This is a genomic window from Frigoribacterium sp. CFBP 8766 (assembly GCF_014841435.1).
Classification (GTDB): Bacteria; Actinomycetota; Actinomycetes; order Actinomycetales; family Microbacteriaceae; genus Frigoribacterium.
Genome location: NZ_JACYTX010000001.1, coordinates 249,706 through 261,433, shown reverse-complemented (window position 1 = coordinate 261,433; position 11,728 = coordinate 249,706). Strand labels below are relative to the sequence as shown.

Here is an 11,728-nt window from a genome sequence, read left to right as displayed (position 1 = left end):
CGGGCCGCACCTCCGTGGGTACGCTCGATCGATGAGCATCGTCATCGCCGGCTGCGGCGACCTGGGCACCGAGACCGGCCTGCGGTTCGCCGCCGAGGGGCATCGCGTGGTGGGCCTGCGCCGTCGGCCGGAGGTGCTGCCCGAGCAGCTCGAGGGCCGCGCCGTCGACCTGCGCACCGAGGTGCCCGTGATCGACGACGACGCGACGGTCGTCGTGGTCGCCCTCTCCGCAGGCAGCCGCGACCCCGACGAGTACCGGGCCACGTACGTCGACGGGCTGGCGCACGTCCTCGACGGGATCGAGCGCTCGGCGGCCGACCCGCGCCTCCTCGTGGTCTCGTCGACCGCGGTGTACGACGTCGAGGACGGCGGGCTCGTCACCGAGGAGACCCCCGCGACCGGCGGCACGCCCACGGCCGCAGTGCTGGTCGAGGCGGAGGCGCTGCTGCGCGACCGCGCACCGCACGCGACCCTGGTGCGCCTCTCGGGCATCTACGGTCCGGGGCGCGAACGCCTGATCGAGCAGGTGCGCGGCGGGTCGGCGACCCTGGCCGAGACGCCGGGCACGTCGCCGCACACCAACCGGATCCACCGGGACGACGCCGCCGCCGCGCTCGTCCACCTCGCCGGGCTCGCGATGGTCGGGCCGGTCTACCTCGGCACCGACGACGAGCCTGCGCGGCTCGACGACGTCCTGGAGTTCCTGGCCGCGGAACTGGGCGTCCCTGCTCCGCAGCCCGCACCTCCTGCGGGGCGTCAGGCGGGCGGCGACAAGCGGCTGTCGAACGGGCTGCTGCGCGGGACGGGCTTCACGTTCGCCTACCCGACGTTCCGCGAGGGGTACCGGGCCGTGCTCGCGGGCCAGGGCACGCGCTGGTCCTGAGCGCAGCGGGTGCTGGCGCGGACGAGGGCTGGACAGAAGCCCGGACGCGGACGCGGACGCGGACGCGGACGCGGAACACTCTCAAATTTGAGAGTGTCCCTGAGTCCGGGGCCGCAAGGAGGCGGCAACGCGGTCGCGACGGAGGATCCGTCTCGCATTGCGGCACGTGGACCCGACCCCAGCCCCGGCCCTGGCCCTGGCCCTGGCTCACCCGCAAATTCGAGAGTGATCCTCGCGCCGGGACTCGGAGGAGGCGGCAGAACGGACGTGCAGGACAGGATCTGTCTCGGATCGCGACGACACGCTGCCTCGAGGGCGACGAACGGCCCGCCCCGCAGGAGCAGGACGGGCCGTCGTCGACCGCAGGAGGCGCGGCTCAGTGGATCGGCGTGCCGCCGGTCACCGCGATGGTCTCGCCGCTGATGTAGCTGGACTCCTGGCTCGCGAGGAACACGAACGACGGGGCCAGCTCGACGGGCTGTCCGGGACGGCCGTAGGCGGCCTCCGACCCGAACGTCTCGATCTTCTCGTTCGGCACGAACGCGGGCTGCAGCGGGGTCCAGACGGGGCCGGGGGCGACGCCGTTGACGCGGATGCCGCGCTCGGCGAGCTGCTGGGCCATGGCGCGGGTCCAGTTGGCGATGCCGGCCTTCGAGACGGCGTACTCGGCCAGCGAGGGCGACGGCTGGAAGCCCTGGATCGACGAACAGGTGAGGATCGACGCACCCGGCTCCAGGTGCGGCGACGCCGCCTTCGTCAGCCAGAACAGCGGGTAGATGTTGGCCTTCAGGACGTGGTCGAGCGTCTTCGTCTCGAAGTCGTCGATGCTGTCGACGGTCGGCATGACCCCGGCGATGATCGCGAGGATGTCGAGCCCGCCGAGCTCCGAGACCGTCTTCTCGACGACCTCGACGTTGGTCTGCTCGTCCTGGAGGTCTCCGGGAAGCAGCACCGCGGTGCGTCCGGCGTCGCGGACGAGCTGGGCGACCTCCTCGGCCTGGGCCTGCTCCTCGGGGAGGTAGCTGAGCGCGACGTCGGCACCCTCACGGGCGTAGGCGATGGCGGTCGCGCGGCCGATGCCGCTGTCGGCACCGGTGACGAGCGCCTTGCGACCGGCCAGCCGGCCGCTGCCGACGTAGCTGGTCTCGCCGTGGTCGGGCTCGGGCTTCATCGCGTGGACGTCCCCGGGCGCGGACTGCTGCTGCGGCTCGAAGGGAGGCTGCGGGTACTGCTCGATGGGGTTCTGGGGCGTGTACATGTTGTCGGCCATGACCCCGGTCTACGCCGGGGCGGCTGCCCGGCTGGTCAGGTCGCTGTACCCCGGCGCGAGCACGGGCCGGACCCAACCGAGCCCGACGGCGGCCCGACGGCGGCCCGGTGCGAGCGCGACCGCGGCCCGGCCGGGCACACGAGAGGCCCGAGATCGACGTCGGCGCGCGCGCCGGGGTCGATCTCGGGCCTCTCACGAGGTCACCAGCGCGGGTGGACCGCCCCGCGGAAGTACTCGTCGTAGATGCGGACGACCTCGGAGTCGAGGCCCTCCTCGAGCTCGACGTCGCCGGCCGCCGCGTTGGCCTTCGCCTGCTCGACGTTGCGCGCCCCCGGGATGACGGTGCTGACGCCCGGCTGGTCGACGATCCAGGCGAGTGCCGCCTGGGGCACGGTGACGCCGTCGGGCACGGCCGCGGCGAACTCCTGCGCGGCGCGGACGCCCTGCTCGAAGTCGACGCCGCTGAACGTCTCGCCCTGGTCGAAGGCCTCGCCGTGGCGGTTGAAGGTGCGGTGGTCGTTCTCGGCGAACGTCGTCTCGCTCGTGTACTTGCCCGAGAGCAGCCCGCTGGCGAGCGGCACGCGGGCGATGATGCCGACCCCGGCCCGCTGAGCCGCCGGGAGGACCTCGTCGAGCGGCTTGAGCCGGAACGCGTTGAGGATGATCTGGACGGTCGCGACGCCGGGGCGGGCGATCGCGGTCAGCGCCTGCTGCGCCTCCTCGACGGACACCCCGTAGGAGGCGATGGCCCCGTTCTGGACGAGCTCGTCGAGCGCGTCGTAGACGGCGTCGTCGTCGTACACGGCGGACGGCGGGCAGTGCAGCTGGACCAGGTCGAGGGTGTCGACGCCGAGGTTGCGACGCGAGCGGTCGGTCCAGGCGATGAAGTTCTCGCGCACGTAGTTCGAGGGCACCTGGTCGAGGCGGCGGCCCATCTTGGTGGCGACGGTCAGCGGGACATCGGGGTTCGCCGCGCGGAACGTGCTGATGACCTTCTCGCTGCGGCCGTCGCCGTAGACGTCGGCGGTGTCGAAGAAGGTGACACCCGACTCGACGGAGGCGCCCAGCACCTCGAGCGCGTCGCTCTCGCTGACGTCGCCCCAGTCGGCGCCGAGCTGCCAGGTGCCGAGGCCGATGACGGATACTTCGCGGCCGGTGCGGCCCAGGGTGCGACTGTGCATGGTCCGACCCTAGGCGCTGCCGCCGACAGCGGGGCCGACGGCGTGCCCGGTCGCCGCCCCGGGCTCCTCCCCCGCGAGGGGGTTGGCGCCCGGACCGCGAGACCGCCATCCTGGGACCTCACCCCGATCGTCGAGAGGCCCTCATGTCGAGCGAGCTCGTCCCCGTCCCGCCCCGCCGGCCCACGCCTCCCCGTGCGCTGGTCCAGTACGGCGACATCACCCTGACCGAGCACGAGCTCGTGACCCCGTCGGGCACGCGTCCGCTCGCGGGCACGCAGCTCTTCGTCCAGGACTTGTCGCGGACCGATCGCTACACGCCGGGCTGGGCGATCGCCCTCGGCGTCGTGCTGCTCGTGCTGTTCTTCTGGACGATCATCGGCCTGGGGGCGATCGCGTTCTTCTTCGTCAAGGCGGACCGCCGCTCGGGCTTCGTCCAGTTCACCGCGACGAACGGCTCGTTCACCCACCAGAGCTTCGAGCCCGCGCTGCCCGACGGCCAGGCGCAGCTGTTCGAGGCCCAGTCGCGCCTCAACTACGGTCGCGGACTCATCGCCCGGGTCGCCTGAGGCGGGAGCCGCGCCGCGAGCTGGGCCGGTCCGGTCCGGGCCGGTCCGGGCTGCGCCGGTCCACGCTGCGCCGGTTCACGCTGCGGACGAAGGCGTACGCGATCGCGACGAGCACGAAGGCGGCGAGCAACAGCAGGCCGCCCACGCCGGGGCTGCCCTTGGCGAGCGTCACGACGCCGACGACGGCGAGCACGGCCGAGAGGTAGCCGAGCACCCGGGCCGCGACGATCTGCGCGCGGCGGCCGAGGCGGCCGGCACGGCCGCTCACCCGAGTCGGCGCGCGGCGTCGGCGGCCGCCGCGGGCGCCTCGGCCAGCTCGCGCTCGGCTCGCTCGCGCGCCCCGTCGGGCATCGCGATCTGCCCGCTCAGGGTGAGGTTCACGGCGATCACCTCGACGACCATGCCGAGCGTCGACCCCAGGATCTGCTCGAGCACCGGCACCGCGTGGTCCCAGCCCTCGGTCGGCGAGCCGACGTCGTACGAGCCGCCCCGGCTGGTCGCGATCAGCAGCGGACGGCCGAGCATCGGCTGCTGGTCGTCGCCGTCGAAGGGCGCGGTGACCCCGGGCAGGTGCACGTTGTCGAGCCAGGCCTTGAGCGTCGACGGCACCGTGTAGTTGTAGAGCGGGGCGCCGACGACGACCACGTCGGCGGCCGTCAGCTCGGCGATCAGCTCGGCCTGGAGCGCCTCGGCGGCAGGGTCGGGGGCGGCGCCGGGGAGCCGCAGCCGCGCGGGCCAGTGCAGGGCCGGGTCGCTGAGGTGCGGCGGCTGGTCGACGTGCAGGTCGCGGCGCGTCACCGTGTGGTCGTCGCCGAGCGACCGCCAGGCGTCGGCGAAGGAGGCGGTGATCGCGCGCGACCGGCTGGTCGCCGTGTCGGCGGACGAATCGAGGTGCAGCAGGTTCGGCATGCGCCCACCGTAGCGGCGGCCCCCGACGTCCGGGCGCGAGGCCCGGGCAGCCGTCGTCGCGCCGCGCTCTCGGCACAGTGTCGGTGGTCCGGAGCAGGATGGTCCTCACGATGACCGACATCCTCGAGCGCTTCTCCCCCGCGACCCGCGAGTGGTTCCGTGGCGCGTTCGCTGCGCCCACGCTCGCTCAGCTGGGGGCGTGGCAGGCGATCAGCGAGGGCGACGACGCCCTCGTCATCGCCCCGACAGGCTCGGGCAAGACCCTCGCGTCGTTCCTCTGGTCGATCGACACGCTCGCGAGCGGGCCGCCCCCCGAGGTGAAGGAACACCGCACGCGGGTCCTCTACATCTCGCCGCTCAAGGCCCTCGGCGTCGACGTCGAGCGCAACCTGCGCTCGCCCCTCGTCGGCATCACCCAGACGGCCCGCCGGCTCGGCATCGACGCACCCGAGCTCACCGTGGGGGTGCGGTCGGGCGACACGTCCTCCGGCGACCGCCGCCTCCTGCAGCGCACCCCGCCCGACATCCTCATCACGACTCCCGAGTCGCTCTACCTGATGCTCACGTCGGCGGCGCGCGAGAACCTCAAGGGCGTGCACACGGTCATCGTCGACGAGGTGCACGCGGTCGCCGCCACGAAGCGCGGTGCCCACCTCGCCCTGTCGCTCGAGCGGCTCGACGCGCTGCTCGAGAAGCCCGCGCAGCGCGTCGGGCTGTCCGCGACGGTGCGCCCGCCGACCGAGGTGGCCCGGTTCCTCTCCGGCCGCAAGCCCGTCACGATCGTGAACCCGCGCTCGGAGAAGACCTTCGACCTGCGCGTCGTCGTGCCCGTCGACGACATGACCGAGCTGGGCACGGCCGCGCCGCTCGAGGGCTCCGCCGCGGGCAGTGCCCCCCAGGGCTCGATCTGGCCCCACGTCGAAGAGGGCATCGTCGACCTGATCCTCGACCACCGTTCGACGATCGTCTTCTCGAACTCGCGTCGGCTGGCCGAGCGGCTCACCGCGCGCCTCAACGACATCTACCTCGAGCGCACCGGCGCCGACGTCGAGACCCGGGCCGCCGCGCTGCAGGCCGCCGACGAGGCGCGGGGCGAGCTGGTGCCCGCCGGTGCCGTGCCCGAGGTCGCGGCCGGCGCCTCCGGCAGCTCCGACCCCTCGGACTCGTCCACCGTGGTCGATCCCTTCGCGCCGTCCGCACCGGCGAACCCGCCCCGCAACCCCATGGTGGGAGGCGGCGCACCTGCCCAGCTGATCGGCGGCAGCGGGCAGACCCAGGGCAGCGAGCCGCTGCTCGCGCGCGCGCACCACGGCTCCGTCTCGAAAGACCAACGAGCGATCATCGAGGACGACCTGAAGAGCGGACGCCTCCGCTGCGTCGTCGCGACCAGCTCGCTCGAGCTCGGCATCGACATGGGCGCGGTCGACCTCGTCGTCCAGGTCGAGTCGCCGCCGTCGGTCGCCAGCGGGCTGCAGCGCGTCGGGCGGGCAGGGCACCAGGTCGGCGAGATCAGCCGCGGCGTCATGTTCCCGAAGCACCGGGCCGACCTGATCCACTCGGCCGTCGCCGCCGAGCGGATGGTGGCGGGCCTGATCGAAGAGCTGCGCGTGCCGACGAACCCCCTCGACGTGCTCGCCCAGCAGACCGTCGCGGCCGTCGCCCTCGACGAGATCGACGCCGACGAGTGGTTCGAGACCGTGCGCCGCAGCGCGCCGTTCGCGACCCTGCCGCGCTCGGCCTACGACGCGACGCTCGACCTGCTGAGCGGCAAGTACCCCTCCGACGAGTTCGCCGAGCTGCGGCCCCGCATCGTCTGGGACCGCGTGCACGGCACGCTCACCGGTCGTCCCGGCGCCCAGCGGCTGGCGGTCACGAGCGGCGGCACCATCCCCGACCGCGGCCTGTTCGGCGTCTTCATGGTCGGCGAGAAGGCCGCCCGCGTCGGCGAGCTCGACGAGGAGATGGTCTACGAGTCCCGTGTCGGCGACGTCTTCGCCCTCGGCGCGACGAGCTGGCGCATCGAGGACATCACGCACGACCGCGTGCTCGTCTCCCCTGCCTACGGGCAGCCGGGTCGCGTCCCGTTCTGGAAGGGCGACGGGATCGGCCGTCCGGCCGAGCTGGGCCGCGCGATCGGGGGCTACATCCGCGAGCTCGCCAGCTCGTCGACGGACGACGCCACCCAGCGGGTCACGCAGGGCGGGCTCGACGAGCGCGCGGCCCGCAACCTGTTGGCCTTCGTCACGGAGCAGCGCGAGGCGACCGGGCACGTGCCGTCCGACACGACCCTCGTCGTCGAGCGCTTCCGCGACGAGCTCGGCGACTGGCGGCTCGTCCTCCACTCCCCCTACGGCATGCAGGTGCACGCGCCGTGGGCCCTCGCGATCTCGGCCCGCATCCGCGACCAGCTCGGCGTCGACGGCGGCGCGATGGCGGCCGACGACGGGATCGTCGTGCGCATCCCCGACACCGACGCCGAGCCTCCCGGGTCCGAGCTCTTCCGGTTCGAGGGCGACGACCTCGACGCGATCGTGACGGAGGAGGTGGGCGGCTCCGCCCTCTTCTCCTCCCGCTTCCGCGAGTGCGCGGCCCGCGCGCTGTTGCTGCCCCGGTACAACCCCGGCCGTCGCTCACCGCTCTGGCAGCAGCGCCAGCGGGCGTCACAGCTGCTCGACGTGGCGCGCAAGTACCCGCAGTTCCCGATCGTGCTCGAGGCCGTGCGCGAGGTCCTGCAAGACGTCTACGACCTGCCCGCGCTGATGAGCCTCACCCGCGAGCTGGAGACCCGCGCCGTGCGCGTCGTCGAGGTCGAGACCGAGGTGCCCTCGCCGTTCGCCCGGTCGCTGCTCTTCGGCTACGTCGCCGCGTTCATGTACGAGGGCGACTCCCCGCTGGCCGAGCGCCGTGCGGCCGCGCTCTCGCTCGACTCGACCCTGCTGCAGGAGCTGCTGGGCCGAGCAGAGCTCCGCGAGCTGCTCGACGCCGACGTCATCGACCAGCACGAGCTCGAGCTGCAGCGCCTCGCTCCCGATCGCCGCGCCCGCGACATCGAGGGCGTCGTCGACCTGCTGCGCCTGCTCGGGCCGCTGACCACCTCCGAGATCGTCGACCGGAGCTGGCTGGCGACGACCGCCGGCAGCGCGGCGACCAGCACGGTCGAGGGCGAGACCGAGACCGAGGGCGCAGAGGGCGCCGGTGCGGGCGCCCCGGCGAGCGACGCCGTGGCTGCCGAGTCTGCAGAGGCGGCCGAACGGCGCACCAAGCTCGAGGCGGCGCTCACCGACCTCGTCCGCTCGAACCGCGTGCTGCGCTTCACCCACGGCGGCACCGAGCGCTGGGCCGGCATCGAGGACGCGTCGCGACTGCGCGACGCCCTCGGCGTCGCCCTGCCGATCGGTGTGCCGACGGCCTTCGTCGAGCCGGTCGACGACCCGCTCGGCGACCTCGTCGGTCGCTTCGCGCGCACCCACGCCCCGTTCACGCCGCAGATGGTCGCGGACCGGCTCGGGCTCGGCACGGCCGTCGTGCTCGACACGCTGCGCAAGCTCGGGGTGCAGCGGCGCGTCGTCGAGGGCGAGTTCCGACCGCAGCAGCAGGGCAGCGAGTGGTGCGACTCCGAGGTGCTCAAGCGGCTCCGCAGCAGGTCGCTCGCGGCGCTGCGGCACGAGGTCGAGCCGGTCGCGCCCGACACGCTCGGCCGGTTCCTCCCGGCCTGGCAGCACGTCGCCACCGGCACCAAGGGCTCGGGGCTGCGCGGGCTCGACGGCGTGGTGCAGGTCGTCGACCAGCTCAGCGGGGTCGCGTTGCCTGCCTCCGCGTGGGAGACGCTGATCCTGCCCGCGCGCGTCACCGACTACGGCCCCGGCATGCTCGACGAGCTGACGGCGACCGGCGAGGTCATCTGGTCGGGCTCGGGCAGCCTGGCCGGGAACGACGGCTGGGTCAGCCTGCACCTCGCCGACGGTGCGCAGGTGACGCTGCCCGAGCCGCTCGGCGCCGACACCAACGAGCTGCAGCGCGAGGTGCTCGGCGCGCTGGCCGGCGGCGGGGCGTACTTCTTCCGGCAGCTCTCGGACGCCGTGGGCAGCACCGACGACGCGGCGCTCGTCACGGCCATCTGGGACCTCGTCTGGGCAGGGCAGATCACCAACGACACGTTCGCGCCGCTGCGCACCCAGGTGAGCGGCAAGGCGTCCCGTCCCCGCACGCCGACCCGGTCGCGGTCGTCGTACCGCAGCCGAGGGCGGGTGACGATGCCACGCCAGGCCGGGCCGCCGACGGTCGGCGGGCGCTGGTCGCTGTTGCCCCTGGCCGAGCCCGACGCCACCGTGCGCGCCGCGGCACAGGCCGAGATCCTGCTCGAGCGACACGGCGTCGTGACGCGCGGCGCCGTCATGAACGAGGGCGTCCGAGGCGGCTTCTCGACGGTCTACAAGGTGCTGAGCGGCTTCGAGGAGACGGGCCGGGCCCGCCGTGGCTACTTCGTCGAGGGCCTGGGCGCCGCCCAGTTCGCGACCGGGCCGACGGTCGACCGGCTGCGGTCGTTCGTCCGCGACGAGACCGACCGCCGCGACGACGACGCCCTCGCGTCGGCCGGGCGCGGGCGCGAGATCCCCGTCGTGACCCTGGCCGCGACCGACCCCGCGAACCCCTACGGAGCCGCCCTGCCCTGGCCCGGGCAGCCCGCCGCTGCCGAGGGCACCGACGGTGCCGTGGCCGCGGCGGCGGGGCTGACCCGTCCCGACGGAGCAGGCACTGCCCCGGACCGGCCGACCGCCGGCGCGGGCACCGGCACGACCACCGGCACCGGCACCGGCACCGGCACGTCGAAGAAGACCGGCCACCGTCCGGGACGCAAGGCCGGCTCGCTCGTCGTGCTCGTGGACGGACGCCTCACCGTCTACGTCGAGCGCGGCGGCAAGACCCTGCTCACCTTCGGCGAGCCCGACGACCGCGAGCTCGCGCTGGCCGCGGGCTCGCTCGCGTCGGTCGTGCGGACGAGGCTGGGCAAGCTCGCGGTCGACCGCGTCGACGGCGAGTTCGTCCTCGGCACCCGTCTCGGCGACGCCCTGCGCGACGCCGGCTTCGCCCCGACCCCGAGCGGGATCCGGCTGCGGTCGTAGACCGCGCCCGGCCGTCGCCGTGCCGGGGCCGACCACCCCAGTCGTCCCCCGGCGGCGGCGGCACACCGCATCACCACCACTACCAGCACCAGCACCAGCGCGCGAACATCATGCCCGCACCCGCACCTGCACCGCCACCCACACCCACACCCACAGCACCGCACTGCACCGCACCGCACCGCACCGCACCGACCAGGAGGAGCCCGCACCGTGCCCGAGGGAGACACCGTCTACCGCTCCGCCAAGAACCTCGACGCCGTGCTCCACGGCCAGGTGCTGACGGCGACCGACTTCCGCGTCCCGGCGTTCGCCACGGTCGACCTCAGCGGAGAGGTGGTCGACGACGTGATCGCCCGCGGCAAGCACCTCCTGCACCACATCGGCGACCACACCCTGCACACGCACCTCAAGATGGAGGGCTCGTGGCACGTGTACAAGCACGGCACGAAGTGGCGACGGCCCGCGTACCAGGCCCGGGTCGTGCTCGAGACGGAGGAGTGGGTCACCGTCGGCTTCGACCTCGGCATCGTCGAGCTCGTCGCCCGCGACCCGGAGGACTCGGTCACGGCGTACCTCGGCCCCGACCTGCTCGGCCCCGACTGGGACGCCGCGCTGGCCCTGAGCAACCTCGAGGCCGACCCCGGGCGCGAGGTCGGGCTCGCCCTGCTCGACCAGCGCGTGCTCGCCGGCCTCGGCAACGTCTACCGGGCCGAGGTCTGCTTCCTGCGCGGGGTGCTCCCGACCCGTCCGGTCGGCGAGGTCGAGAACCGCCCGAAGATGATCGACCTCGCGCACCGGCTCATCGTCGCGAACAAGGACAGGATCGAGCGCACCACCACGGGCAACCTGCGCGGCACCACCGACTGGGTCTACGGGCGGGCAGGCAAGCCGTGCCTCCGCTGCGGCACGAAGATCGTCCGGGGCGAGCTCGGCGAGTCGGAGCTCGAGCTGCGCGACACCTACTGGTGCCCCCACTGCCAGAGCTGACGCGCCTCCTCGCCGCCCAGCGACGGCGACGGCGTTCGTGACGAACCGTGACGCACCTGGGAACGACCCCGAGGAGGTGCCCCTACAGTCGCACGCACCCGGCCCGCACCCGACGCGCGGCCTCACCGAGGAGCACGCCATGACGACCGACATCGCCACGCAGGTCAGCACGTTCAACGAGGGCTTCACGGCCCAGATCGGCCCCGAGCTCAGCGCCGTCTTCGACGCCGAGCAGCGCGGCCTCCGCGAGGCCGGCGTCCCCGAGGACTCGATCGCCGTCGGCGACCAGGTCGTCGACGCCACGCTGCTCACCCCGGCGGGCGACGAGGTCTCCCTCGCCGAGACGATCGGCGAGTCGGCGGCGGTGCTCGTCTTCTACCGCGGCGCCTGGTGCCCGTACTGCAACCTGACGCTGAAGACCTACCAGGAGGAGCTGCTCCCGACCCTGCGCGAGCGCGGCGTCGCCCTGGTCGCCATCAGCCCCCAGACCCCCGAGGGCAGCGACCTCGCGACGACGAACGGCTCGCTCGAGTTCCCGGTGCTGTCCGACCCGGGCAACGTCCTCAGCCGCGCGCTCGGCATCGTGACCGAGCCCACCGCCGACGCGCGCGCGGCCCACACCCAGCTCGGCTTCGACGTCGCCGACAGCAACGCCGACGCGACGGGCGACATCCCGTTCCCGACCGTGCTCGTGGTCGACCGCGACGGCCGGGTCGTCTTCGCCGACGTGCACGTCGACTACACGACCCGCACCGAGGTCGCCGAGGTCGTCGCCGCCCTCGACCAGCTGAGCTGACCCGGGAGCGCCC

General features: G+C 73.7%; 9 protein-coding genes. 5 read left to right on the top strand and 4 right to left on the bottom strand.

Features of this window, described 5'->3' with window-relative positions:
- Positions 1-31: 31 nt before the first annotated feature.
- Positions 32-883, top strand: a complete 852-nt coding sequence (locus tag IFT90_RS01215) for an SDR family NAD(P)-dependent oxidoreductase (protein ID WP_192040654.1) — start codon at positions 32-34, stop codon at positions 881-883.
- A gap of 376 nt (positions 884-1,259) precedes the next feature.
- Here the strand turns inward: IFT90_RS01215 and IFT90_RS01210 are convergent, their stop codons facing one another.
- Positions 1,260-2,153 (bottom strand): SDR family oxidoreductase, encoded by an 894-nt coding sequence (locus IFT90_RS01210; RefSeq protein WP_192040653.1) that lies wholly within the window; start codon positions 2,151-2,153, stop codon positions 1,260-1,262.
- 200 nt (positions 2,154-2,353) lie between these two features.
- Positions 2,354-3,334, bottom strand: a complete 981-nt coding sequence (locus IFT90_RS01205; RefSeq protein WP_192040652.1) for an aldo/keto reductase — start codon at positions 3,332-3,334, stop codon at positions 2,354-2,356.
- Positions 3,335-3,477: 143 nt separating this feature from the next.
- Here IFT90_RS01205 and IFT90_RS01200 point away from each other — a divergent pair, with 143 nt between their 5' ends.
- Entirely contained in the window at positions 3,478-3,900 is a 423-nt protein-coding gene (locus tag IFT90_RS01200; protein ID WP_192040651.1) for a hypothetical protein, read from the top strand.
- On the opposite strand, the gene IFT90_RS01195 is transcribed toward IFT90_RS01200, so the two are convergent.
- A complete protein-coding gene (locus tag IFT90_RS01195) occupies positions 3,881-4,168 on the bottom strand; it encodes a hypothetical protein (RefSeq protein ID WP_192040650.1) in 288 nt (95 codons plus the stop codon). The genes IFT90_RS01200 and IFT90_RS01195 overlap by 20 nt on opposite strands.
- The gene (locus tag IFT90_RS01190; protein ID WP_192040649.1) at positions 4,165-4,809 is read right to left on the bottom strand and encodes an FMN-dependent NADH-azoreductase; all 645 of its coding nucleotides are present in this window, start codon (positions 4,807-4,809) and stop codon (positions 4,165-4,167) included. The genes IFT90_RS01195 and IFT90_RS01190 overlap by 4 nt, the downstream gene beginning before the upstream one ends.
- A gap of 110 nt (positions 4,810-4,919) precedes the next feature.
- Between IFT90_RS01190 and IFT90_RS01185 the strand changes: the two genes are divergently transcribed.
- From IFT90_RS01185 to IFT90_RS01175, 3 genes are all read left to right on the top strand, one after another.
- Positions 4,920-9,932, top strand: coding sequence for a DEAD/DEAH box helicase (locus tag IFT90_RS01185; protein WP_192040648.1), 5,013 nt, complete (start codon positions 4,920-4,922; stop codon positions 9,930-9,932).
- A 210-nt stretch (positions 9,933-10,142) separates the two neighbouring features.
- Positions 10,143-10,919 (top strand): Fpg/Nei family DNA glycosylase, encoded by a 777-nt coding sequence (locus tag IFT90_RS01180; RefSeq protein WP_192040647.1) that lies wholly within the window; start codon positions 10,143-10,145, stop codon positions 10,917-10,919.
- A 139-nt stretch (positions 10,920-11,058) separates the two neighbouring features.
- Positions 11,059-11,715 carry a peroxiredoxin-like family protein gene (locus tag IFT90_RS01175; RefSeq protein ID WP_192040646.1) on the top strand — a complete coding sequence of 219 codons (657 nt, stop codon included), beginning with the start codon at positions 11,059-11,061 and terminating at the stop codon, positions 11,713-11,715.
- Positions 11,716-11,728 lie beyond the last annotated feature (13 nt).

What these genes read in the sequence shown, in the direction of transcription:
- IFT90_RS01215 (WP_192040654.1), top strand. Translation starts at nt 32, where the DNA reads ATGAGCATCGTCATCGCCGGCTGCGGCGACCTGGGCACCGAGACCGGC.
- IFT90_RS01210 (WP_192040653.1), bottom strand. Translation starts at nt 2,153, where the DNA reads ATGGCCGACAACATGTACACGCCCCAGAACCCCATCGAGCAGTACCCG.
- IFT90_RS01205 (WP_192040652.1), bottom strand. Translation starts at nt 3,334, where the DNA reads ATGCACAGTCGCACCCTGGGCCGCACCGGCCGCGAAGTATCCGTCATC.
- IFT90_RS01200 (WP_192040651.1), top strand. Translation starts at nt 3,478, where the DNA reads ATGTCGAGCGAGCTCGTCCCCGTCCCGCCCCGCCGGCCCACGCCTCCC.
- IFT90_RS01190 (WP_192040649.1), bottom strand. Translation starts at nt 4,809, where the DNA reads ATGCCGAACCTGCTGCACCTCGATTCGTCCGCCGACACGGCGACCAGC.
- IFT90_RS01185 (WP_192040648.1), top strand. Translation starts at nt 4,920, where the DNA reads ATGACCGACATCCTCGAGCGCTTCTCCCCCGCGACCCGCGAGTGGTTC.
- IFT90_RS01175 (WP_192040646.1), top strand. Translation starts at nt 11,059, where the DNA reads ATGACGACCGACATCGCCACGCAGGTCAGCACGTTCAACGAGGGCTTC.